At 71.5% G+C, this 23,169-nt stretch carries 23 protein-coding genes, 1 tRNA gene and 2 pseudogenes; 11 read left to right on the top strand and 15 right to left on the bottom strand.

All coding sequences use genetic code 11. The features are described from left to right. Window positions 1–732, bottom strand: a complete 732-nt coding sequence (locus AB0881_RS15925) for a hypothetical protein (protein WP_366617632.1) — start codon at window positions 730–732, stop codon at window positions 1–3. Window positions 733–811: 79 nt separating this feature from the next. Between AB0881_RS15925 and AB0881_RS15930 the strand changes: the two genes are divergently transcribed. Beyond that, entirely contained in the window at window positions 812–1,693 is an 882-nt protein-coding gene (locus AB0881_RS15930; RefSeq protein ID WP_366617633.1) for a hypothetical protein, read from the top strand. Between the two features lie 44 nt (window positions 1,694–1,737). Here the strand turns inward: AB0881_RS15930 and AB0881_RS15935 are convergent, their stop codons facing one another. Continuing rightward, complete coding sequence (locus tag AB0881_RS15935; protein ID WP_366617634.1) at window positions 1,738–2,286, bottom strand: YciI family protein; 549 nt, start codon at window positions 2,284–2,286, stop codon at window positions 1,738–1,740. 108 nt (window positions 2,287–2,394) lie between these two features. Between AB0881_RS15935 and AB0881_RS15940 the strand changes: the two genes are divergently transcribed. Continuing rightward, on the top strand, window positions 2,395–2,838 hold the full coding sequence (locus AB0881_RS15940) for a hypothetical protein (protein ID WP_366617635.1): 444 nt from the start codon (window positions 2,395–2,397) through the stop codon (window positions 2,836–2,838). A 15-nt stretch (window positions 2,839–2,853) separates the two neighbouring features. On the opposite strand, the gene AB0881_RS15945 is transcribed toward AB0881_RS15940, so the two are convergent. Next, window positions 2,854–3,696: an SDR family NAD(P)-dependent oxidoreductase gene (locus AB0881_RS15945; RefSeq protein ID WP_366617636.1), complete on the bottom strand. Its 843-nt coding sequence runs from the start codon at window positions 3,694–3,696 to the stop codon at window positions 2,854–2,856. Window positions 3,697–3,774: 78 nt separating this feature from the next. On the opposite strand from AB0881_RS15945, the gene AB0881_RS15950 reads away from it, so the two are divergent. From AB0881_RS15950 to AB0881_RS15960, 3 genes and pseudogenes are all read left to right on the top strand, one after another. Beyond that, the gene (locus tag AB0881_RS15950) at window positions 3,775–4,182 is read left to right on the top strand and encodes a helix-turn-helix domain-containing protein (protein WP_366617637.1); all 408 of its coding nucleotides are present in this window, start codon (window positions 3,775–3,777) and stop codon (window positions 4,180–4,182) included. A 449-nt stretch (window positions 4,183–4,631) separates the two neighbouring features. Further along, window positions 4,632–5,132, top strand: a complete 501-nt coding sequence (locus AB0881_RS15955; protein ID WP_366617638.1) for a GNAT family N-acetyltransferase — start codon at window positions 4,632–4,634, stop codon at window positions 5,130–5,132. Window positions 5,133–5,657: 525 nt separating this feature from the next. Then, a pseudogene (locus tag AB0881_RS15960) lies at window positions 5,658–5,879 on the top strand (site-specific integrase); the annotation flags it as partial. 248 nt (window positions 5,880–6,127) lie between these two features. Here AB0881_RS15960 and AB0881_RS15965 read toward each other — a convergent pair. Then, window positions 6,128–6,209, bottom strand: a tRNA-Tyr gene (locus tag AB0881_RS15965). A gap of 178 nt (window positions 6,210–6,387) precedes the next feature. Here AB0881_RS15965 and AB0881_RS15970 point away from each other — a divergent pair. Next, window positions 6,388–6,876 carry a YajQ family cyclic di-GMP-binding protein gene (locus AB0881_RS15970; protein WP_366617639.1) on the top strand — a complete coding sequence of 163 codons (489 nt, stop codon included), beginning with the start codon at window positions 6,388–6,390 and terminating at the stop codon, window positions 6,874–6,876. 120 nt (window positions 6,877–6,996) lie between these two features. Here AB0881_RS15970 and htpX read toward each other — a convergent pair whose 3' ends face one another. The 7 genes from htpX to AB0881_RS16005 form a co-directional block, all read right to left on the bottom strand. Further along, a complete protein-coding gene (gene htpX / locus AB0881_RS15975; protein ID WP_366617640.1) occupies window positions 6,997–7,851 on the bottom strand; it encodes a zinc metalloprotease HtpX in 855 nt (284 codons plus the stop codon). Between the two features lie 70 nt (window positions 7,852–7,921). Beyond that, window positions 7,922–9,376 (bottom strand): NADH-quinone oxidoreductase subunit N, encoded by a 1,455-nt coding sequence (locus AB0881_RS15980; RefSeq protein WP_366617641.1) that lies wholly within the window; start codon window positions 9,374–9,376, stop codon window positions 7,922–7,924. Window position 9,377: 1 nt separating this feature from the next. Further along, window positions 9,378–10,859 carry an NADH-quinone oxidoreductase subunit M gene (locus tag AB0881_RS15985; protein WP_366617659.1) on the bottom strand — a complete coding sequence of 494 codons (1,482 nt, stop codon included), beginning with the start codon at window positions 10,857–10,859 and terminating at the stop codon, window positions 9,378–9,380. Between the two features lie 5 nt (window positions 10,860–10,864). Next, complete coding sequence (locus tag AB0881_RS15990) at window positions 10,865–12,697, bottom strand: NADH-quinone oxidoreductase subunit L (protein ID WP_366617642.1); 1,833 nt, start codon at window positions 12,695–12,697, stop codon at window positions 10,865–10,867. Then, the gene (nuoK, locus tag AB0881_RS15995; protein WP_366617643.1) at window positions 12,694–13,068 is read right to left on the bottom strand and encodes an NADH-quinone oxidoreductase subunit NuoK; all 375 of its coding nucleotides are present in this window, start codon (window positions 13,066–13,068) and stop codon (window positions 12,694–12,696) included. Before nuoK ends, AB0881_RS15990 begins: the two co-directional genes overlap by 4 nt. Then, the gene (locus tag AB0881_RS16000; protein ID WP_366617644.1) at window positions 13,068–13,619 is read right to left on the bottom strand and encodes an NADH-quinone oxidoreductase subunit J; all 552 of its coding nucleotides are present in this window, start codon (window positions 13,617–13,619) and stop codon (window positions 13,068–13,070) included. Before AB0881_RS16000 ends, nuoK begins: the two co-directional genes overlap by 1 nt. After that, window positions 13,616–14,146, bottom strand: coding sequence for an NADH-quinone oxidoreductase subunit I (locus AB0881_RS16005; RefSeq protein ID WP_366617645.1), 531 nt, complete (start codon window positions 14,144–14,146; stop codon window positions 13,616–13,618). The genes AB0881_RS16000 and AB0881_RS16005 overlap by 4 nt, the downstream gene beginning before the upstream one ends. Before the next feature lie 114 nt (window positions 14,147–14,260). On the opposite strand from AB0881_RS16005, the gene AB0881_RS16010 reads away from it, so the two are divergent. Then, window positions 14,261–15,181: a helix-hairpin-helix domain-containing protein gene (locus AB0881_RS16010; protein WP_366617646.1), complete on the top strand. Its 921-nt coding sequence runs from the start codon at window positions 14,261–14,263 to the stop codon at window positions 15,179–15,181. Window positions 15,182–15,218: 37 nt separating this feature from the next. Here AB0881_RS16010 and nuoH read toward each other — a convergent pair whose 3' ends face one another. From nuoH to AB0881_RS16030, 4 genes and pseudogenes are all read right to left on the bottom strand, one after another. Next, a complete protein-coding gene (gene nuoH, locus AB0881_RS16015; protein WP_366617647.1) occupies window positions 15,219–16,172 on the bottom strand; it encodes an NADH-quinone oxidoreductase subunit NuoH in 954 nt (317 codons plus the stop codon). 121 nt (window positions 16,173–16,293) lie between these two features. Continuing rightward, window positions 16,294–16,722 (bottom strand): annotated as a pseudogene (locus AB0881_RS16020) (NADH-quinone oxidoreductase subunit C); the annotation flags it as partial. Beyond that, window positions 16,719–17,738: an NADH-quinone oxidoreductase subunit B family protein gene (locus AB0881_RS16025; RefSeq protein WP_366617648.1), complete on the bottom strand. Its 1,020-nt coding sequence runs from the start codon at window positions 17,736–17,738 to the stop codon at window positions 16,719–16,721. The gene AB0881_RS16025 and the pseudogene AB0881_RS16020, both read right to left, overlap by 4 nt. 40 nt (window positions 17,739–17,778) lie before the next feature. Next, window positions 17,779–18,150 (bottom strand): NADH-quinone oxidoreductase subunit A, encoded by a 372-nt coding sequence (locus AB0881_RS16030; RefSeq protein WP_366617649.1) that lies wholly within the window; start codon window positions 18,148–18,150, stop codon window positions 17,779–17,781. 270 nt (window positions 18,151–18,420) lie between these two features. Here AB0881_RS16030 and AB0881_RS16035 point away from each other — a divergent pair, with 270 nt between their 5' ends. From AB0881_RS16035 to AB0881_RS16050, 4 genes are all read left to right on the top strand, one after another. Beyond that, window positions 18,421–19,620: a hypothetical protein gene (locus AB0881_RS16035; protein WP_366617650.1), complete on the top strand. Its 1,200-nt coding sequence runs from the start codon at window positions 18,421–18,423 to the stop codon at window positions 19,618–19,620. 243 nt (window positions 19,621–19,863) lie between these two features. Further along, complete coding sequence (locus AB0881_RS16040; RefSeq protein ID WP_366617651.1) at window positions 19,864–21,156, top strand: hypothetical protein; 1,293 nt, start codon at window positions 19,864–19,866, stop codon at window positions 21,154–21,156. 101 nt (window positions 21,157–21,257) lie between these two features. Continuing rightward, a complete protein-coding gene (locus tag AB0881_RS16045) occupies window positions 21,258–21,407 on the top strand; it encodes a putative leader peptide (RefSeq protein ID WP_366617652.1) in 150 nt (49 codons plus the stop codon). A 353-nt stretch (window positions 21,408–21,760) separates the two neighbouring features. Next, on the top strand, window positions 21,761–23,169 hold a 1,409-nt coding region (locus AB0881_RS16050; RefSeq protein WP_366617653.1), incomplete at its 3' end, for a 2-oxoacid:acceptor oxidoreductase subunit alpha.

Genomic DNA, 23,169 nt, shown 5'->3' on the forward strand with positions numbered 1-23,169 from the left:
TCACCCGCCGAGACGCACCAGGACCGCCGTGGCGTCGTCGTACCGCTTTCCCCGCGGGAAGTCGCCGCCCGCCGCCTCGGCGGCCCGGGTGCGCCGGATCAGCTCCTCCGGGCCCTCGCCGTCCAGGAGTTCGAGCAGGCCGCTCCACTCCATGAGCCCGAACCGTTCCACCAGACGGGACGCGCCGTCGCTCAGCAGGGCCACCCGCCTCACACCGGACGCCTCGCCCGCCAGCGCCTCGTACGCGGCCTCGGGCCTGGTGCTCGCCACCCAGAAGCCGTCCGCGCTGTTTCGCGCCTCCCGTACGGCCGCCGCCGTATAGCTGGGCAGCCGGTCGACCCGGTCGTCCCGGACGACGCGCACCCCGTCCCCCGAATCCAGCAGGACCGGCGAGTCGGCCAGGACCAGCCACTCCACGCGCTCGCCCCACCGCACCATCGCCGCGGTCGCCGAGGGGCTGTCCGGGTTGTCGAGATCGCATTCGGGATGCAGGTCCCGTACGGCCTTGATGGCCGACGCCAGCGCATCGGCCAGCGTCCCGTCCCCGGAGAGCCGTACCGCCAGCTCACCGCCCAGCCGCCGGACGAGCCACCCGGGCCCGTGCGCGCACCCGCAGTCGATCCCCGGCCGCGGCGTCGCCCCGTCCAGGACGACCGCCCAGTGCGGCCCCACCACCACGAAGTCCTCGTTCACCGACCCGGGCGTCGCCTCGGTAGCGCAAGTCACCAGCACGCACAAAGGTCTATCTCAGCGGAACCTCGCCGGGGGCGCGAGAGTCCAAGGCCGATATCCCGATCAAGACAGGAGAACGATGGACATCATCGGAGACGCGCTCGTCCAGGCCTTCGCCGAAAGGGGGTACCAGGCCGCGCTGCAAACACCGGAAAGGCTCGTCGTCACCCTCCCCGGCGGCACCACCGGCCCCCTGGACATCGGCGAGTGGCGCGCGTTCGCCGGCCGCAACCCCCGCGCGGAGCTCCCCGAGCACGCCGCCGCCTTCGTCCGGGGCTTCGTCAGGAACATCGAGACGGCCCAGCGCGCCGAGGAGCACTCCGAGATCGACCGCCTCCTCGCCGAGGAGCGCCTCCGCGTGCGCCTCTACACCGAGGAGGACCTCAACGCCGCCCCCGGCATGCGCGACGCCCTGGTCAACCGCCCCCTCGCCCCCGGCCTCCTCGAAACGGTCGTCGTCGACTACCCCGACTCGATCATGCCGCTGAACCGCTCCTCGATCGGCTCCAGGCCCGAGGCCGAGATCTTCGCCGCCGCCGTGCGCGCCTCGATCGAGAAGGAGCCGCACTACGTCAAGACCGACGAGATCTGGGACGTCCCGATCTCGCACATCGGCGAGACGCACCGCTACATCGGCGCCCACGTCCACGCCCTGCCCCGCCACCTCGGCCCCGCCCCTTACGGCGCGCTGGTGTCGTTCCCGGTCCCCGAGTACCTCGTCTTCCACGAGATCGGCGGCACCCACCTCTTCGCCGCCATGGAGGCGATGCAGGCCCTCACCCGCACCCACTTCGACAAGGGCGAGAAGGCCATCTCCCCCCAGGTCTACTGGTACCGCCCCGGCCCCGCCCTCGACCTGCGCCCCGTCGGCATCCAGGTCGACCACGAGCAGAAGAGCATCGCCGCCCAATCCGCCGAAACGGACGAACTCATCACCCTCTGGACCCGCGACCACTCCTGAGCCCGCCGGCCCCTGACCTGCCGGTCAGGGGCTTCTTCACACCCTCACGACCGCCCGCCGAACGCCCACTCGTGGACCTCGACACCGGCGTACCGCTCCACGGTCAGGACGCCCCGCGCCGCGTCCACCCCGGGCGCCCTGACCAGCGCGGCCGTCCCGACCCAGGTGCCGCCGTCGTCGGACAGCAGCGGCCCGTACGCGATCAGCTCGTCCCGATCGCCCGGCGCCTCCAGATCGACGGCCTCCCCTTCTCCGAACCCGAGCACGAGGTAACGGTCACCGCCGTCCCGTCCGCCGGGGAACTCCCACATCGTGCGTCCCAGCAGGTTCCGCCACCGCCGCAGCAGCACGTCCCGGTACACGCCGGCCTGGTAGTTGGGCTCCTCGAACGCGAACGCCCGCGCCGCGGCGGGATCCGCCAGATCGACGATGTGCACGCTGCCGGTGGCCGTCTCACCGTCGTCCACGAGCGTCGGACCGCGAGCGATCATCTCCTTCTCGAACCGGTCCATGTACGACCAGTGCTCCTCCTGCAACTCCCGGCGCAGCGCCATCGAACCGGGCCGATCACGGTGGTAACAGAAGAACTCCATGCCCCACAGTCTCCACCTGATCAAGGACGGCGGGCAGCCACCGACCACCCAAAGGCCCGATACGATCACAATCCACGCATTTCACGGCCGCGACCAGGGGAGAACGCCATGTTCGCAAGGGTCGGCGGGCACCTGACCGGTTCGCTGGTGGCCTGCCTGGCGTTCACCGTGCAGGGCGTCGCCGCCTACGCCGCCCTGATCGCGTACGCCCTCGTCACCGACGCGGACACCGGCGGTCCCTTGGCAGGCCCCTTCCTGGTGCTGCTCGCCGGCGCGGCAGGCGTCGCCATGATCCCGCTGCTCTTCCTGCCGGCCGGCGTCGCCGGAGAAATGGCGGCGAAGAGCGGACGCCTGCTCACCAAGTTGCTCGTCTCCTCCGCCGTCGCCGGAGCCCTGGCCATGATCTACGTACTTCTCATCGCCATGGCCATCGACGCACCCACCACGACCCTGCTGCCGGCGAGCCTGCTCGGGGCGCTCGCGGTGCTCGTTCCCACGGCGTTGGGCGTCAGCGTCCCCCACGGCGCACTGAAACTCATGCCAGGCGGCTAGGGACCTCTTGGCCGGTCAAGAGGTGTGGCCACGGCTGCGCAACAGGTCTTGCGTGTAGGCGGCGAGACGGGCGGCGTCGTCAGGGTTCAAGGTCTTCAGGGACAGGTCGACGGGCTTGCCGCGGTCGAACGCGGACAGCGCGCCCGCGGGCGGGTGGTCGATCCAGTCGACGATCGGCCGGATCGCGTCGGCGACGGGGCGGGCGAAGAACCTCGCGAGCAGTCTGATCGCGTTCCGCACGAGCGGGTTCGGGTGGGCGTCGGCTCCGCTGCGGGTGAATCCCGGATGGTAGAGGATGTAGCGGGCCTTGCTCCCCGCCTGGCCGGCGAACGCGACGCCGAGCAGGTCGTTCGCCCGGCCGGCCTGGAGCTGGGCGCGCACCTGGCCATAACGGCGCGTCAGCTGCGGATCGTCCCAAAAGATCTTCCCTGCGGTGTTGCCGACACCGGCCACGTTGACGATCACGGGGTCGGGGGCGGCGTCGAGAAGTGGGCGTAGCCGGTGGCCGAGCAGATGGCGGCTCAGGTAGTAGAGGGCGAAGGTGTACTCGAGTCCGTCCGGGGTCCCGGCGTATCCGGCACTGATCCGATTGGCGAACAGCGCCAGCGCGTCGATGGCCTGGTGCCGCTCGGAAATGTCGGTGACGACCCGTTCGACTTCAGCGATCGAGGACAGATCCGCCTGCAGAAACCGCAGGTTCGTACCAGCGGCCCGGTCGAGCAGTGCGCGTCCCCTCGCCCGGTTACTGCCGATCACGGTGACGTGGTCGCCCCTGGCCAGCCGTTCCAGAGCGACCGCCCGGCCCATGCCGGTGGTCCCGCCGCTGATGATGACCGTCTTGGGCGGTTGGTCCGGCACGGCATGGCTCCTTAGGTTCGTAGGCAGAACGTCTGAATCATGTGGCCGCCCCGGCGGATGGCGAAAGAAGGCAGTTTCATGTCCGGTACGCACACCGGTGTTCCTTCGGTACTGGCACACGAGCTGCCTCGCCCGGTGCCCGCCGACGAGTTGGCCGCATGTCCGGTCGGGGACGTGTTCCGGCGAGTGGGCGACAAGTGGAGCATGCTCCTGGTGATCCTGCTTGGGACCCGTCCGCACCGGTACAACGAACTGCACCGCGCCATCGAGGGCATCAGCCAACGCATGCTGACCCGTACCTTGCGGGGCCTGGAGACCGACGGCCTGGTACGACGCGAGGTGCACCCAACGGTGCCGCCCAGCGTCACGTACAGCCTCACCTCGCTCGGCCGCACGCTGCTGGAACCGCTGTCCGCGCTGGCCGACTGGGCAGTACGCCACGAGGAGGAGATCAACCAGGCCCGCTCCCGACACACGGACACATGACCACACCAGAACCAGGTCACATTGCGGGCGCCCTCAACCTGGGGCCTGCGGGCGGTCAGGCAGTGCCGTCGCGCTCCTGCCGGGCGGACATCGCCGGGTAGATCGGCTCAATGCCCCGCCCCAGCCCGAGGAGCCGACCGCGCCGCGGGATCCTGGTGAGGATCCGCCCGCGATCTTCGATGCGCTGCCGCAGTCGCACCGCGCGCAGTTCCGGGCCGAGTACGACCCCTCATCGCGTAATCACAGGTGAGGGGCCGGTTCTGCTGCTGTGGCGGGTGCAGGGTTCGAACCTGCGTGGGCTAAGCCGATGGAATCACAGCCCGCCTCGCGCTCCCCTTCTGACCTCGCGCTGGGTGCTGCTCACGACCGGTGGCGTCCGCTGGCGCTGCTGCCACTGCCGTCCCGGAGGTATGGGGTCGTTTTGTGGTTCGCCCGGCTATCTTGCAGGGATGGCGATGGGGACAAGCAGCGAACGGCAAGGTGGCGGGAACGCTACGGATCTTGGTGTCAGACCATTCCGTGATCTCGATGCGGTCAACGTCGCGGGGCTGGTCCAGCGTTGTCTGCGCGAGGTGAACAGCCACGACTACGCAGCCGACATCATCGACGGCATGTGCAGGCACTTCACCCCTGACCGCTTCATCGAGTTGTCTCAAAGCCGGAGCGTCTACGTAGCTGAGATCGCCGATCAGCTCGTGGGGACTGTTTCGCGTGACGGGAACAAGGTCTACACGATGTTCGTCGACCCTGACCAGCACGGACGGGGGATCGGTCGTTATCTCATGCTGCACATCGAAACGCATGCCGCCGATGAGGGCTATGACTTCATGGAGACCGGGGCCAGCATCACCGGACATCGCTTCTATCACAGGCTGGGCTATGTCGATGTTCGCGAGACCGAGACTGAGCTCTCTGGACTGAACTACATCATGCGCAAGACACTGCACTGACAGCTGAGAGCAGGCTCTCTCGCGCAACCCGCTCGTGTCAGCACTACGGGTGGCACCTCTTTGCTCGCGACGACGTACACCGGCTTCTCAGAGTCGGTGGCCCCCGCCGGAGGCTTGATTCTGGGCGCCTCGCCGCTGCCTGCTAGCGGGATCGGCGGATCAGCCATGTTGCTACGGGAACGCCGACAAGCATCGCTGGGACTGACTCGTAAGGCGGTTCGAAGAGGGCGATACCCGTGCTCACGGTGGCGATGATGACGAGACCCACCTTGAGGGCCAAGCGCGGACGCGTTCCCATTCGCCGGACAACGTCACTGAAAGTCTCGCCGTCGGCCTGGCGGTGCTCCTCCGTCCGGCTCACAGGATCTTCGCTACTCATGGGTGACACGATGGCACGGGTCAACCTCGTTGAGGATGCCGCTGCTCTAACGATTCTGCTGGCGGTGGCGCGTGACCCCGTGACCGCCGTTAGCCGGAGAGTCGGCCGGCGGCCGCGCGGTGCGCGGCCGTCCGGCGACTCGGGCTCTGGCGCTCACGCCTGCTCAAGTGGCCTCTCCCCTGGCTCGGCGGCCGTACGACTTTCGGCATGCGGGCGTGTCGCTGTGGCTCAACTCCGGTGTTCCGGCAACCGAGGTGGCCGAACGGGCCGGGCACAGCGTGAAGGTGCTTCTCCAGATCTATGCCAAGTGCATCGAGGGCCAGCAGGACCGGGCCATCAGGCGGATTGGCGATGCGCTCGACGAGTAGGCGCCATGCCGGGCCCAATGCGGGCCCAAGCGGCGGTCGGCTCGGCTACCGTGCAGGGACCCGGTGCGCTCCGGGGTCCCTTCCCCGTTCCGGGAGCGACCTGCGAAAACGCTTCGGATTGCATTCCGCGTATAGTCCGCGACCAGTGACATGGGGCTGCTTCTGGTGGCATCCGGCTGCGGTGGAGAGGTTCCGGCAACGACAGAGCCCCTGACCATCGTCCCTGGTCAGGGGCTCTATGCGTGGTGTGGCGGGTGCAGGGTTCGAACCTGCGTAGGCTAAGCCGACGGATTTACAGTCCGCTCCCATTGGCCACTCGGGCAACCCGCCGTGGCGTCGCTCTGCGACGGCACTGGAAAGAATAGCGGACGCGGGGACTGGTCGTGACATCGCAGGGGTGGGGCGGCGGTCGCTACGCTGATGGGGGCGTCCGGGACGGGTGAGGGTCCGGTGCGCCGTCGGGATCGTGCCGCCTAGGTCGCAGGCGGACTCCAGGAGAAGGATTGCCATGGCGGACTCGTCATTTGATGTTGTGTCGAAGCTGGATCGGCAGGAGGTCGACAACGCGCTGAACCAGGCGGCCAAGGAGGTCGCGAACCGGTTCGACTTCCGGAACGTGGACGCGGGGATCAAGTGGTCCGGGGAGGCCATCGAGATCCAGGCGAACACCGATGAGCGGGCGCTGGCCGTGCTGGACGTGCTGAAGGACAAGCTCGTCAAGCGGGGGATCTCGCTCAAGGCGATCGAGGAGGGCGAGCCGCGGGTGTCCGGCAAGGTCTCCAAGATCGGGGTGACCCTCAAGGAGGGGATCTCGCAGGAGAACGCCAAGAAGATCAGCAAGATCATCCGGGATGAGGGGCCGAAGGGCGTCAAGGCCCAGATCCAGGGTGAGGAGCTGCGGGTCAGCTCGAAGAAGAAGGACGATCTGCAGGAGATCATCGCGCTGCTGAAGGGCAAGGACCTCGATGTGGCCCTGCAGTTCACCAACTACCGGTGACGTCGGGAACGCGCCGGGCTCCCTCCCCCGCTGAGGGAGCCCGGCGCGCTCTCGGTGGATAGGACGGTGCCGGGGCCCCGCGGGTTCGCGGGGAACATGGTTGGCACCTTGAGGTGACAGTCAGCGGCGGCCGGCCATGCGTTCCAGGCGGGCGATCCGCTCGTCGGTGGACGGGTGGGTGGAGAAGAGGCGGCCGATGCCGGCGCCGCGGAACGGGTTGGCGATCATCAGGGAGCTGGTGGTGGCCAGTTCGGGGTCCTGCGGGAGGGGTGCGGCCCGGGTGCCGGCCTCGATCTTGCGCAGGGCGGAGGCAAGCGCGAGGGGGTCGCCGGTGAGCATGGCGCCGGAGGCGTCGGCCTGGAACTCGCGGGTACGGCTGATCGCCATCTGGACGACGGCGGCGGCCAGCGGGCCGAGGACCAGCATGAGGAGGGCGCCGAGGATGCCGGGGCCCTCGTCGTCGTCGGTGCGGCCGATCGGCAGGAAGATCGCCAGGTGCGACAGGTACGTGATCACGGTGGCGATCGCGGCGGCGACCGAGGAGATCAGGATGTCGCGGTTGTAGACGTGCGACAGTTCGTGGCCGAGGACGGCGCGCAGTTCGCGTTCGGTCAGGATCTCCAGGATGCCGCGGGTGCAGCAGACGGCGGCGTTGCGCGGGTTGCGGCCGGTGGCGAACGCGTTGGGCTGCCGCGTCTCGGAGATGTAGAGCCGCGGCATCGGCTGGCGGGACGATGTGGCCAGTTCGCGGACGAGCCGGTACAGGACGGGCGCCTCGACCTCGCCGACGGGATGGGCGCGCATCGAGCGCAGGGCGATCCGGTCGCTGAAGAAGTACGCGAAGCCGTTGGTGCCCAGGGCGATGATCAGGGCGATGGCGAGCCCGGCGGAGCCGCCGAGGGCCCAGCCGGCGGCCAGCATCAGTGCCGACAGGGCGCCGATCAGTGCCGCCGTCTTGACGCCGTTGAACCGCACTTGCGCCTGCCTCCCCGTCGTTCGTCCGCTATCGGGGTCAACGGGTTGACCTGCCGGAACGTTCCCCCGGTCAGGTGACCGAGCGGACGGTCTCCAGGACGAGCTGGGGCGCCACGGAGAGGACGACGGCGGCGGTCGCGGTGGCGGCGATGGCGGCCCGGACGGGGACGTCGGGCGTGGGAGCGGTGGTCGTCCCGGCGAAAAGGCGGGCCGCCCAGGCCAGGTAGTAGTAGAGGCCGATGACGGTGTTGACCGCCATGATCACGGCCAGCCAGGTGACGCCGCCGGCGACGGTGGCGCGGAAGACCACCACTTTGGCGAAGAGGCCCATGACGCCGGGCGGCAGGCCCGCGAGGCAGATGAGGAAGAACGCGAGGGCCGCGCCGGTGGCGGGGCTGTCGCGGGCCAGGCCGCGGAAGTCGTCCAGGGTGGCGCCGCGGCGGTACGCGGTGACGACGGCGAACGCGCCGAGGTTCATGGCGGCGTACAGGGCGACGTACGCGGTGGTGGCGGCGACGGCCTCGGGGAGGCGGTGCGCGCCGACGGCGAGCGGCGCGATCATGTAGCCGGACTGGGCGACCGAGGACCAGGCGAGCAGGCGGATCGCGGTGCGCTGGCGGAGGGCCATGAGGTTGCCGAGGGTCATCGTGACCGCGGCGATGATCGCGATGACGGGGCCCCAGATGTGGCCGTACGCGGGGAAGCCGAGGGCGAGGACGATCGCGAGCCCGGCGAAGCCGGCGGCCTTGGACGCGACGGAGAGGAACGCGGCGATCGGGAGCGGGGCGCCCTGGTAGACGTCGGGCGCCCAGAAGTGGAACGGGACGGCGGCGACCTTGAACCCGAACCCGGCGACGACCAGGACGATGCCCACGGCGGCGACCGGTTCGAGGTCGGCGGGGAGCCGTTCGAGGGCGGGCGCGACGCGGTCGAGGTGCATGGCGCCGGTGGCGCCGTACACGAGGCTGATCCCGAACAGCATGATCGCGGCGGAGACGACGGAGACGAGGAAGAGCTTGAGCGCGGCCTCGGTGGCGGCGCCGTCGTAGCGGCGCAGGGCGACGAGGGCGAAGACGGGCAGGGAGAGGGTCTCCAGGGCGACCGCGAGGAGGATCAGGTCGCGGGCGGCGACGAGGGTGAGGGCGCCGGTGATGGCGGCCATCAGGAGGAAGTGGTACTCGCCGGCGGGCATCCGGGCCTCGGTGATCTCCCGGGCGGAGAGCAGTACGACGATCACGGCGGCGGCCAGCACGATGCCCTGGAAGAGCAGGGTGAAGTCGTCGGCGACGTACGAGCAGGAGGGGGGACCCTTCGCGCGGAGGTCCTCGGGGAGGCAGAACGTGGCGCGGCGGGAGCCCCGGCCCAGGACGATCACCGCGGCGAGGGCGATCAGGAGTGACAGGCCGCTGAGGAGGCCGAGGAGGCGCCGGGGGACGTCGAACGCGTCGGCGAGCAGGAGCGCGATGGCGGCGACCGCCACGATGAGCGGGGGCGCGATCGCCGCGTAGTCGATGCCCTGGATCATGTCAGCCGCCTCCGAACAGCGCGCGGACGGGCGCCGTGGTCACGTCCAGCAGGGTCTTGGGCCAGAGCCCGACCAGCAGGATCAGGGCGATCAGCGGGGTCCACGCCGCGTACTCGTGGGCGCTGATCGCCGCGACCGGGCTCCCGGCGGTGCGCGGACCGTGGGTGATCTTGGCGAGGAGGCGCAGGAAGTAGGCGGCGGTCAGCACGGCGCCGAGCGCGGCGACGGCCATGAACGCGATGAACGTCCCGCGCGGCAGCCCGGAGTGCGGCCGGTACGCGCCGACGAGCGCGAGCATCTCGCCCCAGAAGCCCGCGAGGCCGGGGAGCCCGAGCGAGGCGATCGAGGCGAACGTGAGGAACGAGGCGAGCCGGGGCGCGCTGCCGAGCATGCCGGAGCCGAGCGCGTCCAGGTCGCCGGTCCCGTACCGGTCCTTGATCGCGCCGGCGAGGAAGAAGAGCAGCCCGGTGATCAGCCCGTGCGCGATGTTGCCGAAGAGCGCGGCGTTGATCCCGACGGGGGTGAGGGTGGCGATGCCGAGCAGGACGAAGCCCATGTGCCCGACGGACGAGAACGCGATCATCCGCTTGAGGTCGCGCTGGGCGAGGCAGGCGAGCGCCCCGTACACGATCCCGATCACCGCGAGCAGGCCGAGGTACGGCGCCCAGAACTCGGCGCCCTCGGGGGCGGCGGGGACGGCGACGCGGACGAGGCCGTACGTGCCCATCTTCAGCAGGACGCCCGCGAGCAGCACGGACCCGACGGTGGGGGCCTCGGTGTGCGCGTCGGGCAGCCAGGTGTGCAGCGGCCACATCGGCGCCTTGATCGCGAAGCCCAGTCCCATCAGGAGGAACGCGACGATCTGGACGCCGCGGGCGACCTCGTGCCCGGCGGCGAGCGCGGTCATGTCGAGCGTGCCGGCGTTCACCGCGACCAGCAGCATCCCGGCGAGGAGCAGGCCGGAGCCGAGCAGGGTGTAGAGGATGAACTTGTACGCGGCCGCGCGCCGCCCCGGCCCGCCCCACTGCGCGATCACCAGGTACATCGGGATCAGGACGACCTCGAAGAACACGAAGAACAGCACCATGTCGAGCGCGACGAACGTGCCGAGCAGGCCGATCTCGAGGAGCAGCAGGAGCGCGGTGAGCAGGCGGGCGGACCCGCCGGCCGGCGGATGTCTCACCAGGTGGACGAAGCAGAGGAACGTCAGCAGCGCGGTCAGGACGACCAGCGGCAGCGAGATCCCGTCGGCGCCGAGGTGGAACCGCAGCCCGATGGCGGGCGCCCACGCCCGGTCGACCTCGAACTGCATCCGGGACGGCGCCGAGTAGTCGAACGCGGCGAGCGCGTAGAGGGCCGCGAGGAGCGTGGCGCCCGAGACGCCGAGCCCGTACCGGCGTACGGCGGTGTCGCCGGGCAGGAGGCGGCGCGGCGGGACGAGCAGGAGCAGGGCCCCCGCGAGCGGGATCGCCGCCATCAGCATGAGGATCACAGGAAGATCACCACTCCGGCCGTGATGATGACGACTCCGGCGAGCAGCCCGGTCAGGTAGGTCTGCGGGTTGCCGTTCTGCGGGATCCGCAGCGGCCCGGACAGCCGCCGCGTGCCCCGGGCGGCGCCGACGGCGAGCGCGTCGATCCCCCGCGTGTCGAACGCGACGACGCGCCGCGCCAGCGCCCTGATCGGCGCGGCGACGGCGTACGCGTACGCCTCGTCGACGTAGAAGGCGCGCGCGAAGGCCGGACGGGCCGGGCCGAGCACCCGTGCCGGGTCGAGCGCCGGATCCCGGTTCCAGACGAGGAACGCCGCCCCGCCGCCGAGCAGCAGGAACACGAGCCCGATCAGCGCCGCGCCCACGTGCGGACGCAGCTCGGCGGCGCCGAGCCCGAAGAAGCCGAGGACCGCGGCGGGTACGGCCAGGGCGGCGACCGGCCACGACATCAGCGGCGGCGCCTCCCTGATCTCGTACGAGCCGCGCGGCTCCCCGAAGAACGTCATCAGCCAGGCGCGCATCGCGTACGCGGCCGTCAGCGCCACCGTGGCCAGCAGCCCCAGGTAGACGATCCAGGCGGCGGCGCCGGGAATCTCGCCGCCGTGCAGGGCGGTGTGCTGCGCGCCCTCGATCACCGCGTCCTTGCTTAACCAGCCGCTCGCGGGCGGCACCCCGGCCAGCGCCGCGAGCCCGATCGTCATGGACCAGAACGTCAGCGGCATGTTCTGCCGCAGGCCGCCGTAGTCGCGCAGCATGTTCGACCCCGCCACCGTGATCACGCAGCCCGCGGCCAGGAAGAGCAGCGCCTTGAACGCGCCGTGCGTGAGCAGGTGGAACACCGCGCCGGTGTCCGCGCCGACCGCGAGCCCGGCGGCCATCACGGCCAGTTGGCTGACGGTGGAGTACGCGAGGACGCGCTTGAGGTCGTCCTGCGCGAGCGCGGCCAGCGCCGCGCCGACCATCGAGATCACCGCGAGCAGGCCGAGCACGGTCAGCGCCGCCGGAGCCGCCAGGAACGCCGGGTAGAGGCGCGCGACGACGTAGATCCCGGCCGCGACCATGGTGGCCGCGTGGATCAGCGCGCTGATCGGCGTCGGGCCGGCCATCGCGTCCGGCAGCCACGTGTGCAGCGGGAACTGCGCGCTCTTGCCCGCGACCCCGGCGAGCAGCAGCAGCGCCGCCGCCGTCACGGTCGCGTCCGGCAGCGTCCCGACCCGGCCGAGCACGCCGTCGATCTCGAACGTCCCGGCGCCGACCCCGAGGACGATGATCCCCAGCAGGAAGCCGACGTCGCCGAGCCGCGTCACCAGGAACGCCTTGACCGCGGCCCGCGAGTTGGCCCGGTCCTCCCAGTGGTGGCCGATCAGGAAGTACGAGCAGACGCCCATGACCTCCCACCCCACGTACAGGAGCAGCAGGTCGCCCGCGTACACCACCAGCAGCATCGCGGCGGTGAACAGCGACACGAACGCCGCGTACGAGGAGTAGCGCGGGTCCCCGGCCATGTAGGCGATCGAGTAGATCTGGACGGCGAGCGCGACGCAGCAGACCATCAGCCCGACGAGCGCGGCGAGCCCGTCCACCTGGAGGCCGATCGCGATGTCCACCCCGCCCGTGGGGATCATCGAGAGGGTGCCGGTACGGGCCCCGGGCGTCCGCCACACCGCGAACGCGACGACCGCGGCGAGCACGGCCGCGGCGGCGACCGGCGCGCAGGCGAGCACCGCGGGGCCGTTGCGCAGCGGCCGCGACAGCCTCGGCCCGAACAGGAAGCCGGCGAACGCGGCGGCGAACGGCAGCAGGATCACCAGCGCGGTGGACGCGATCATCGGACGGCGCCCTCCTCCGTGCGCGACCCGGTACCCGGTTCCGGAGCCGGGGCCGGGGCCGTGCCGTCCTCGCGCAGCTCCCGCAGCCGGTCGACGTCGATCATCCGGCGGTTGCGGTAGACCAGCAGCACGATCGCCAGCCCCAGCCCGATCTCGGCCGCCGCGATCACGATCGTGAACAGCGTCAGCACCTGCCCGCCGTGCAGCCGGTCGCGCAGCCACACGTCGAACGCCACCAGGTTGAGGTTGACCGCGTTCAGCATCAGCTCGACCGACATCAGGACGAGGATCGCGTTGCGGCGGGCGAGCACCCCGTACACGCCCACGGAGAACAGCAGCGCCGCGACGACCAGCGGATAGGCCAGATGCATCAGCGCTCGCCCTTCCCGTCGTCATCGCCGCCGGCGCCGTCGCCGGCGCCGGGGCCGATGTCGGAGCGCGACAGCACGATCGCGCCGACCAGCGCGGCCAGCAGCAGCACCGACAGCACCTCGAACGGCAGTACCCAGGTACGGAAGATGCCCGACCCGAGCGACTCGGCGGACCCGCCGCCCGGTGCCAGCGGCGTGTACGCGTCCCGGAAGCCCATCACCAGCACGGTGACGAGCAGGACGGCGGTCGCGGCGGCCACCGCCAGCGCGGCCCACCGGTTGCCGGAGTCCAGGTCGGCCGACTCGCCGATCGGCGCCCGGGTCAGCATGATCCCGAACAGCAGCAGGACGATCACGGCGCCGACGTAGATGAGCACCTGCACCCACGCGACGAACTCGGCGGTGAGCACCAGGTAGCCGCCGGCCAGCGCGCCGAACGACACCACCAGCCACAGCGCCGCGTGCACCAGCCGCCGCGTGGTCACCACGAGGACCGCGGAGCCGACCGCGACCACGCCCAGCAGCGTGAAGACGACCTCGGCGCCGGTCACGCCGGCCGCCCCCTCGGCCCCCGCGCCCCGCCCCGGGCCGCGGTGGTGACCTCCTTGGGCGGCTCGGCGCCGGAGTCGTGCGCCTGCGGCGGCGGCACCGTCCACATCCACTCGCGCAGCCGCTCCCGCTCGTGGGTCAGCTCGCCGATGTCGTACTCGGCGTACTCGAACTCCGGCGACCAGAACAGCGCGTCGAACGGGCACGCCTCGATGCAGATCCCGCAGTACATGCACAGCGCGAAGTCGATCGCGAACCGGTCGAGCACGTTGCGGGTACGGGCCCGGCCGCCGCCCTCGGCGGGCAGCGTCTCCTTGTGCGAGTCGATGTAGATGCACCAGTCGGGACACTCGCGCGCGCAGAGCATGCACACCGTGCAGTTCTCCTCGAAGAGCGCGATCACCCCCCGGCTGCGCGGGGGGAGGTCCGGTTGCACCTCGGGGTACTGTCGCGTGATGGAGCGCCGCGTCATCGTCCGCAACGTGACCGCCAGCCCCTTGGCCAGCCCGCCTCCTGGTAGCCGTCCCACGGGTCATCATGATTCCTTACTGAGCGCCGCAGGGGAACGTAGTGGCTCCGGCGTTCGTCCAACCAAGCGTGAGCGGCCGGGACCGGCCGCTCCTCCGGACTTCCAGGAGGGGACGTGACCCACGGCGTGGACGGCCCTTTCGACCAGGACGGCCCCAACGGCCAGGACCGGCCCGTCAACCGTGACGAGGGCGGGCACGCGCCGCCGCCGCGCCGCCCGCCGGGCCCCGGGACCGGGCCTTATCCGCGGCCGCGCCCGCCGCATCCGGGCGGGCGCGCCCCCTACCCGCATCCGCCCGGCCCGCCGACCGCGCCGGGCTGGCGCCGGCAGTACCCGCCCCCGGCCCCCGTCCCGCCGCCGGGCCCGCCCCCGATGCCGGCGATGCCGCCCATCCCGCCGGCGCCGCCGCCCGAGCCGCGCGGGGTGATGTGGGCGTTCGTCCCGTTCATCAGCCTCGGCTTCGGCACGCCGTTCTCGTTCATGTACGCGGCGGTGCGCCGCCAGTCGTGGAATCTCGGCGCGGCCGCCGCCGGCTACGGCGCCGCGACCGGCAGCGCGATGCTGATGGCGCAGTCGGGCGACGCGATGCTGGGCGCGCTGAGCGCGATCATGTTCCTGATGCTGTGGGTCGCCGGGAGCGTGCACGCCTTCGCGGTACGGCCGGCGGTCTTCCCCAAGGCCGCCCCGCACAGCCAGCGCAACGAGCACGCCATCAAGCTCGCCAAGTACCGCCGCGTCCTGCGCGAGGACGCCCGCGCGCTGGCCACCGAGGACCCGGCGCTGGCCCACGAGCTGCGGATCGGCCGGCCCGACCTGCCGCGCGGCTACGACGACGGCGGCCTGGTCGACGTCAACCACGCCCCGCCGTCCGCGCTGGCGATGCTCCCCGGCCTGACCGACGAGCATGTCGAGCGGATCGTCCGGCGGCGCGAGGAGCAGGGCGGTTTCTTCTCCGCCGAGGAGATGGCCGTCGACATCGACCTGCCGCCCGCCCTCCTGGCCCAGATCGCCGAGTACGCCCTCTTCCTGCCCTGACGCGCTTGCCGCCCTGGCGCCGTACCGGCCGGCCGTCCTAGACGGCGACGCGGATGACGCCGGTGAGGGCGAGCTGCGCCAGGGACAGCGGGACGAGCCACGCCCACGCGAGCTTCTGGAGCTGGTCCTCGCGCATGCGCGGGTAGCTGACGCGCAGCCAGATGACCACGAACGCGAGCGCGGCCGTCTTCAGCAGCGTCCACAGCCAGCCCAGCTCGGTGTCCAGGAACGGGCCCTTCCAGCCGCCCAGGAACAGCACCGTGGTCAGCAGGCAGAGCACCACGATGCCCGCGTACTCCGCCAGGATGAACAGCGCGAACCGCAGCCCGCCGTACTCGGTGTACGGACCGAAGATGATCTCCGAGTCGGCCACCGGCATGTCGAACGGCGGGCGGCGCAGCTCGGCCAGCCCGGCGACGAAGAAGACCACCGCGCCGACCGCCTGCCAGGGCAGCCACCACCAGCGCCACTCCTCCACGATGCCGCCCAGCGACAGCGTCCCGGCGGCCATCGCGACCGAGGCCGCGGCGAACACCATCGGCAGCTCGTACGACATCAGCTGCGCCGCGACCCGCATCCCGCCGAGCAGCGAGTACTTGTTGGCGCTCGCCCAGCCCGCCATGATCGCGCCGATCACGCCGACGCCCATCACCGCCAGCGCGAAGAACAGCCCGATGTCCAGCTCCAGCGCGACCTGGCCGTCCGGCCCGATCGGGATCACGATCAGGACCAGCAGGTACGGGACGAGCGCGACGGCCGGGGCGAGCTTGAAGACGCGGCGGTCGGCGTCGCGCGGGACGACGTCCTCCTTCTGCGCGAACTTCACCCCGTCGGCGACCAGCTGCGCCCAGCCGTGGAAGCGGCCCGCGTACATCGGCCCGAGGCGCCCCTGCATGTGCGCCATGACCTTGTGCTCGGCCTGCCCGACCAGCAGCGGCAGGACCGCGAACGCGGCCGCGACCAGCGCCAGCTTGACGACGATCTCAAGCATGGGGGCCCCAGTCGTCCGGTACGCCCGGCGGCCGCACCCGGCGGCGGCTCGGCGCGCCGCCACCGGACTCGCCGGGCTCCTTCGCGCCCGGCCACGGCTTGGCGACCCGCGCGGCCAGCACGAACTCCTTGCGCAGCGGATGCCCCTCGAAGCCGTCCGGGAGCAGCAGCGGCTTGAGATCGGGGTGGCCCTCGAAGACCACGCCGAACATCTCGTACGTCTCGCGCTCGTGCCACGCGGCGCCCCGGTAGATCCCGGTGGCGGTCGGCAGCACCGGGGCCTCCCTCGGCACCCGCGTGCGGACGAGCAGGTGGTGGCGCCGTTCCAGCGAGTAGACGTGCGCGACGACCGCGAAGCCGTCCTCCAGCTCGTCCACGCCGGTCAGCCAGTCGAAGAACCCGCACTCCAGGTCGTCGCGGGCGAACGCGAGGGCGTCCAGCCAGGTCTCGGCCGGGACGCCGACCGCGAGGCCGCCGGCGCTCTCCTCGCTCGTGACCTCGTCCCCGTACCGCCCGTGCCACGCGGCGGTGAGCTCCGCGGCCGCGCTCACCGCTCCGCCTCCCCGTCGCCGTCGCCTTCGCCGTCGCCGTCGGTCAGGCCGGGAATGATGGACGGGTCGTGCTCGCCCGCGTCCCGCCGCGCCCGCTCGCGCCTCTGCTTCTCCGGCTTCCCTGGTTTCTCCGCTTTCTCTGGTTTCTCTGGTGCCACGGCCTCCCGGGGTTCCTCGGGAAGCGGCTCGACCGGCACGGTCGCGTCATCGGGCGCCCCGGACGGCTCCGCCGCCTTCTCGGCCTTCTCGGCCTTCTCGGTCTTCTCGGCTTTCTCGGAAGGGGCCTCGGGCTTCGGAGCGGGCTCTTCGACCGGCGTGAACGCGTGGGTGCGGTGGGACGGGCCGCCCGGGGGTTCCTCAGGGGGCGGCTGTTCCGCGGGTTCGTCCGGGAGGGCGCGGAGGCCGAGGGTGGGGACGTCGTCCGGGGGCGGCATCGGCTGGACGGGGCGGCGCAGCACGGTGGCCGATAGCGGACGCGGGGCCGGCGGCGGCATCACCGGCTCGCCGCCGGAGCCGCTGTAGCGCGCGCCGAGCGACTCGCCGGCGATCTTGTCCTGGAGCCGGACGATGCCGTGCAGCAACGCCTCGGGCCGGGGCGGGCAGCCGGGCACGTACACGTCCACCGGGACGATCTGATCGACGCCCTTGGTGACGCAGTAGGAGTCCCAGTACGGGCCGCCGCAGTTGGAGCAGGCGCCGAACGAGATGACGTACTTGGGCTCGGGCATCTGCTCGTACAGCCGGCGCACGGCGGGCGCCATCTTGTCGCTGACCGTCCCCGACACGACCATCAGGTCGGCCTGGCGCGGCCCGGGCGCGAACGGGATCACGCCGAGCCGGATGAAGTCGTGCCGGCTCATCGAGGTCGCGATGAACTCGATCGCGCAGCAGGCCAGCCCGAAGTTGAACACCCAGAGGGAATAGCGGCGGCCCCAATTGAGCACGAACTTGACCGGCTTCGGCGCGAGCCGGGACAGGGGCCCGACGCTGGGCGGCGGCAGATCGACAGTGCTCACGAGAGCATTCTTACAGCCGTCGCGCGGAGCGCCAGAGGGTTCACACCCATGACAGGACGCCCTTCTTGCCCGCGTACACCAGGCCGGTGGCGAGGAAGCCGAGGAAGACGAACATCTCCACCAGGGTCGTCATCCCGTAACCCGGGGCGGAGAAGATCGTGGCCCAGGGGAACAGGAACACGGCGTCTACCGCGAACACGACGTACAGGTAGGCGAACACGTAGTAGCGCACGTACGACTGCGCCCAGCCGTCGCCGACCGGATCGACGCCGCATTCGTACGTGGTGAGCTTCTCCGCGGTCGGGCGGTGCGGGCGGAGCAGCCGGTTGGCGCCCAGCCCGCCGGCGACGATCGCCCCGCCGACCAGGACCAGCGCCAGCACGGCGGCGTACCCGTCGAAGTAGTCCGGCACAACTGCCTCCCCTGGCTCCCGTCAAGTATCGCCCAGTGCACGGCGAACTCACGTCCCCGTGCCGCGTCTAAACCGTTGCGCGGATCGTCATCCTTTTGCTGCAAACTAGAGAGCCATATGGGGTCAGTTGACCTGGAAGGACGTGACCGGATGAGCAACCCTCCACCTCCCCCCGGCTGGGATCCGCCCGCCGGACCCTCGTGGCCGCCGCCTCCGCCCGAGGGCCCGGGTGGTGCTCCCGGCGCTCCGGGTACGCCCCCTGGACCCCCCATGCCGCCCGGGCCGCCGGGTCCGCCCGGGCCCGGCGGGTACGCGGGGCCGAACACCCCGCCTCCGTTCCCGCCGCCCGGCCCCGGCATGCCGCCGCCCGGTCCCGGCATGGGGATGGGCATGGGCGGCATGGCGCCGCCGCCTCCCAAGAAGGGGAACGGCGCGCTGATCGCCATCATCGGCGGCGGCGTGTTCGCGGTGCTGCTGATCATCGTTGCGGTGGTCGTCGTGGTGGCGGCGAACAGCGGGAAGACGCCCGAGGAGCGCCTGACCGCCGCGGCCACCTCGATCTCGGGGGCGCGCAACGTCAAGCTCAAGGGCTCGTTCAGCTCCGGCTCCGACACGCTGCAGGGTGAGCTGATCGTCACCAAGGGCGGCCGCGCCACCGGCCGGGTCACCTGGGACGGCGACAGCGTGACGCTGCTCTCGGCGGACGACAAGCTGTTCGTCAAGGCGTCCAAGGCGTACTGGCAGGGCAAGCTGACCTCGACCACGTCCGACCGCTTCCTCAAGGACGGCGACCAGTGGGGCCTGGTCGACGACACCGACCTGAGCGTGAAGTTCGACCGTGACCTGACGCCGTCGGCGCTCGCGACCGAGCTGCGACAGACGAGCCGGTACAACCTGCGGGAGACCGAGACCACGGTCAACGGCCGCAAGGCCATCAAGATCCGCAGCAGCCTGTCCACCTTCTACGTGAGCGACGGCGACGAGCCGGAGCTGCTGCGGTACGAGAGCACCTCCTCGCCGCGGGTCTCCGCCGACGTCAGCGTGCCGAGCGGCACCAGCGACATCACCGCGATGCGCACGGCCATGGGCGAGCTGACCGACGCGTTCGACTCCAGCAAGTCGCCGCGCAACTCGGCGAAGCCGGAGTTCGTGTCGTGCGACAAGGGCGGCCAGCCCTGCACCGTGGCGGTGAAGGTGTGGAGCACCCGGGGCGGCGCGCCGGCCGTGCCGATCAAGGTGAACTTCCGGCTGACCTCCGAGCAGGGCGGCGGCAAGCTGTTCGGCGAGTGCGAGGCGACCGGCACCGTCACCGGGCTGGACGACGTGCGCGTGCAGTGCACGATCTCCGGCGGCGAGTGGGCCCGCAGCGGCAAGAACGTCCGCCGTGTGTGGGTGTCCGCGTCACCGATGGCGGTCGGGGCGACGGCCGCCGACGTGCAGGCCCTCCAGCGGGGCCTCGACTCCGAGTGACCGGGCGGCCGCCCGGGAGGAGCCGCTGAATACGGCCTGAACGGGCGCCGAACAACTCCATACGGAACGACCCGGCGAGTGCCGGATGATCCGCCGTCCTGCTGCGAGTGGTCGGATCGTCCGGCACTCTATGTCTGTGATGCCGGATGTCAGCAGAATGAGCGCCGAGTGAGCGTCGAACCCGGGGGGCCGCCGCCGGAAGGCCCCCGACCTCCTCTTTCAGGTCCCGGAACGCCGCCGCCGATGTCCCCGCTCCCCCCGCGGCCCATGGGCGGGCCGCCCCCGCCGCCGGGACAGCCGGGCCAGGGACAGCCGGGCCAGCCGTTCCCGATGCCGGGGTCGCGGCCGCCGGGCGACCGGCAGCGGAACGGGGGGCCGCGCCGCCGCCTGCTGATCGTCGCGGGCGCGGTGGTGGTCGTGACGGCCGCGGTCGTGGCGTTCGGCGTCGCCGCCACCGGCGGTGACGGCGCCGGGAAGAGCGGCGCCACGGAGACGCCCGCGCCGCCCGCGTGGTCCCGGGAGGCGGGCCGCGGCCTGACGTCGCTGCCGGGCGTCCGGTACGACGGGACCGTGACGATGCAGGGCAAGCCCGTACGGCTGCGGCTGAAGGTCACCCGGTCCGGGCTGGCCACCGGGACGCTCGCCGCGAACGGTGTGGAGGCCGACCTGGTCGCGGTCGAGGGCTCCACGTACGTCAAGGGCGGGCCGGTCTTCTGGCGCACGTACACCACGGAGGCGGCCCGCGCCGGCAGCTTCGCGAACCGCTGGACGAAGGTGCCCGCGTCGTTCCCCGGGGTGGCGGCCGTCCGGGACGTGCTGGGTCCGGAGGCGATCGCCCGGACGCTGGCCAAGGCGACCCGCAAGCCCGCGACCGAGAACGCCGGCGGCACGCCCGCGTACCGGGTCAAGACCCCAAAGGCCGACTACTTCGTCGCCAAAGCCGCGCCGCACCGGCTACTCCAGGTGCGGACGGCGGGCCACGGCGACCCGCTGCTCACCGCCGTCCCGCTCGCGGACCCGGAGCTGGCGTTCAAGCAGCTGCGGCCGCGGGTGGCCGCGCTGGGCGGCGCCGCCGACCCGTCGCTGCGCTTCCAGCCGGGCAAGCCGACGTTCATCAACTGCAACGAGAACACCAGCGGGTGCACGCTGAGCGTGAGGGCGACGCTGACCGTCCCGGAGGCGACGGTGCCGGAAGGGGCCCGCGCGTCGCTGCTGGCGACGATCACCGCGGCCGGCCGGACGCTGGGCTCGTGCACCGCCTCGGCGGGCGTTCCCACCGACCGCCGGCCGACGCTGCGGTGCACGGTCGAGAGCCGCGGCTGGCGGACCTGGATGCGGGCGGCCCAGGACGACCCCGGCGAGCACCGGTACGAGGCGCACGCGCGGGTGCTCGGCGAGGCGGTGGCCGCGGCCGACCTGACCCGGATGCTGGCGCTGGTCGACCGCGAGCGCGCCGCGGTGGCGCCGTCCGGCTCGCCGTCGCCCCAGGGGACGGCCACGACCACGGCCACGCCGGGCGCCTCGCCCGCGCCCTAGCGGGCCCCACCGCCGGGCGGAAGCGCACGAACGTCCCCAACGTCCTCGAACATCCTCGAAGGTCCTCGAACGGGACACTGGCCATGCGGGTACGGGGCCGGATGGAACGGGCCATCCGGCCTCTGTCTATAGTTCGGGGCGTGAACTCCGTGCCCCCGGGGAGCCCCGGCTCCTCACCCCACCCCCCAAGGCTCGTGCGGCGCCTTCATGTCGACCTGTGCCGCCTGGCCAGCTGCCTGTGTTCAGGATGAACCCGGGGCACCGTCCAGGTCGTACCACCGGATAGGACCTGCCCGATACCGGCGGAGCCGCGCCCGCTTCCCCGCGAAGTGGTACCTCTTGTGTTACGGGGTCGCGACTCCCTGGAAGAGGGATGTCACATGACGGGCGGAACGGTGCCCGCGGCCGGACGGCCGCGGCGCCACGGGACGATCAGGGACCGGGTCGCCGGGCGGCGGCGCCGCCATGCACCCTCCCCCTTGGCCACCCTCCCCCCGAGAAGAGCATTCCATCCCGGACATACCATGAAGGTAAGCCTAAGTAGCATCACGATCCTGGGTGCCTCCCCCGGGACGGGTGCTGCGTGTCGAGGAGGTCTTCCTCTGTGACCAAACAGGTCCAGCAACTCGACCGCGTCATCATCCGCTTCGCCGGAGACTCCGGTGACGGCATGCAGCTGACCGGTGATCGCTTCACCCAGGAGACGGCCGCGTTCGGCAACGACTTGTCGACGCTGCCGAACTTCCCCGCCGAGATCCGCGCCCCCGCCGGCACGCTGCCCGGCGTGTCCAGCTTCCAGCTGCACTTCGCCGACCACGACATCCTGACGCCAGGAGACGCGCCCAACGTCCTGGTCGCCATGAACCCCGCCGCCCTCAAGGCCAACCTCGGGGACCTCCCCCGCGGGGCGGACCTGATCGTCAACACCGACGAGTTCACCAAGCGCAACCTGGCCAAGGTCGGGTACGCGGCCAACCCGGTCGAGGACGACTCCCTCGCCGAGTACCGCGTGCACGCGCTGCCGCTGACCTCGATGACCGTGGGCGCGCTGGCCGACTTCGACATCTCGAAGAAGGACGCCGAGCGGGCCAAGAACATGTTCGCCCTCGGCCTGCTGTCGTGGCTGTACCACCGTCCCACCGAGGGCACGATCGGCTTCCTGGAGCGCAAGTTCGCCAAGAAGCCGGAGATCATGAAGGCCAACATCGCGGCCTTCCAGGCGGGCTGGAGCTACGGCGAGACCACCGAGGCGTTCTCGGTGCAGTACGAGATCAAGCCCGCCGAGCACGAGCCCGGTCTCTACCGCAACATCACCGGGAACGTGGCACTGGCGTACGGCCTGGTCGCGGCCGGCGAGCAGAGCGGGCTGGACATCTACCTCGGCTCGTACCCGATCACCCCGGCCTCGGACATCCTGCACGAGCTGTCCAAGCACAAGAGGTTCGGCGTGCGGACGTTCCAGGCCGAGGACGAGATCGCCGCGGTGGGCGCCGCGCTGGGCGCCTCGTTCGGCGGCTCGCTGGGCGTCACCACGACCTCCGGTCCCGGCATCGCGCTCAAGAGCGAGACGATCGGGCTGGCCGTGGCGACCGAGCTGCCGCTGCTGGTCATCGACGTGCAGCGGGCGGGCCCGTCCACCGGGCTGCCGACCAAGACCGAGCAGGCCGACCTGCTGCAGGCCATGCACGGCCGCAACGGCGAGGCCCCGGTGCCGGTGATCGCGCCGCGCTCCCCGTCGGACTGCTTCGACGCCGCGCTGGAGGCGGGCCGGATCGCGGTGAAGTACCGCACCCCGGTCATCCTGCTGTCGGACGGCTACCTCGCGAACGGCTCCGAGCCGTGGAAGCTGCCCGAGGTCGACACCCTCCCGAGGATCGAGCCCGGTTTCGCCGAGCCCGACCAGGAGGACTTCCAGCCGTTCAAGCGCGACCCCGACACCCTCGCCCGCCCCTGGGCGGTCCCGGGCACGCCGGGGCTGGAGCACCGCATCGGCGGCCTGGAGAAGGCCGACGG

The sequence above is a fragment of the Spirillospora sp. NPDC029432 genome, from assembly GCF_040703975.1.
Lineage (GTDB): Bacteria > Actinomycetota > Actinomycetes > Streptosporangiales > Streptosporangiaceae > Spirillospora.

Coding starts and splice junctions, on each gene's coding strand:
- AB0881_RS15930 (WP_366617633.1), top strand. CDS start 812: ATGGACATCATCGGAGACGCGCTCGTCCAGGCCTTCGCCGAAAGGGGG.
- AB0881_RS15935 (WP_366617634.1), bottom strand. CDS start 2,286: ATGGAGTTCTTCTGTTACCACCGTGATCGGCCCGGTTCGATGGCGCTG.
- AB0881_RS15940 (WP_366617635.1), top strand. CDS start 2,395: ATGTTCGCAAGGGTCGGCGGGCACCTGACCGGTTCGCTGGTGGCCTGC.
- AB0881_RS15950 (WP_366617637.1), top strand. CDS start 3,775: ATGTCCGGTACGCACACCGGTGTTCCTTCGGTACTGGCACACGAGCTG.
- AB0881_RS15955 (WP_366617638.1), top strand. CDS start 4,632: ATGGCGATGGGGACAAGCAGCGAACGGCAAGGTGGCGGGAACGCTACG.
- AB0881_RS15970 (WP_366617639.1), top strand. CDS start 6,388: ATGGCGGACTCGTCATTTGATGTTGTGTCGAAGCTGGATCGGCAGGAG.
- AB0881_RS15980 (WP_366617641.1), bottom strand. CDS start 9,376: ATGATCCAGGGCATCGACTACGCGGCGATCGCGCCCCCGCTCATCGTG.
- AB0881_RS15985 (WP_366617659.1), bottom strand. CDS start 10,859: ATGCTGATGGCGGCGATCCCGCTCGCGGGGGCCCTGCTCCTGCTCGTC.
- AB0881_RS15990 (WP_366617642.1), bottom strand. CDS start 12,697: ATGATCGCGTCCACCGCGCTGGTGATCCTGCTGCCGTTCGCCGCCGCG.
- nuoK (WP_366617643.1), bottom strand. CDS start 13,068: ATGCATCTGGCCTATCCGCTGGTCGTCGCGGCGCTGCTGTTCTCCGTG.
- nuoH (WP_366617647.1), bottom strand. CDS start 16,172: ATGCTTGAGATCGTCGTCAAGCTGGCGCTGGTCGCGGCCGCGTTCGCG.
- AB0881_RS16035 (WP_366617650.1), top strand. CDS start 18,421: ATGCCGCCCGGGCCGCCGGGTCCGCCCGGGCCCGGCGGGTACGCGGGG.
- AB0881_RS16040 (WP_366617651.1), top strand. CDS start 19,864: ATGTCCCCGCTCCCCCCGCGGCCCATGGGCGGGCCGCCCCCGCCGCCG.
- AB0881_RS16045 (WP_366617652.1), top strand. CDS start 21,258: ATGGAACGGGCCATCCGGCCTCTGTCTATAGTTCGGGGCGTGAACTCC.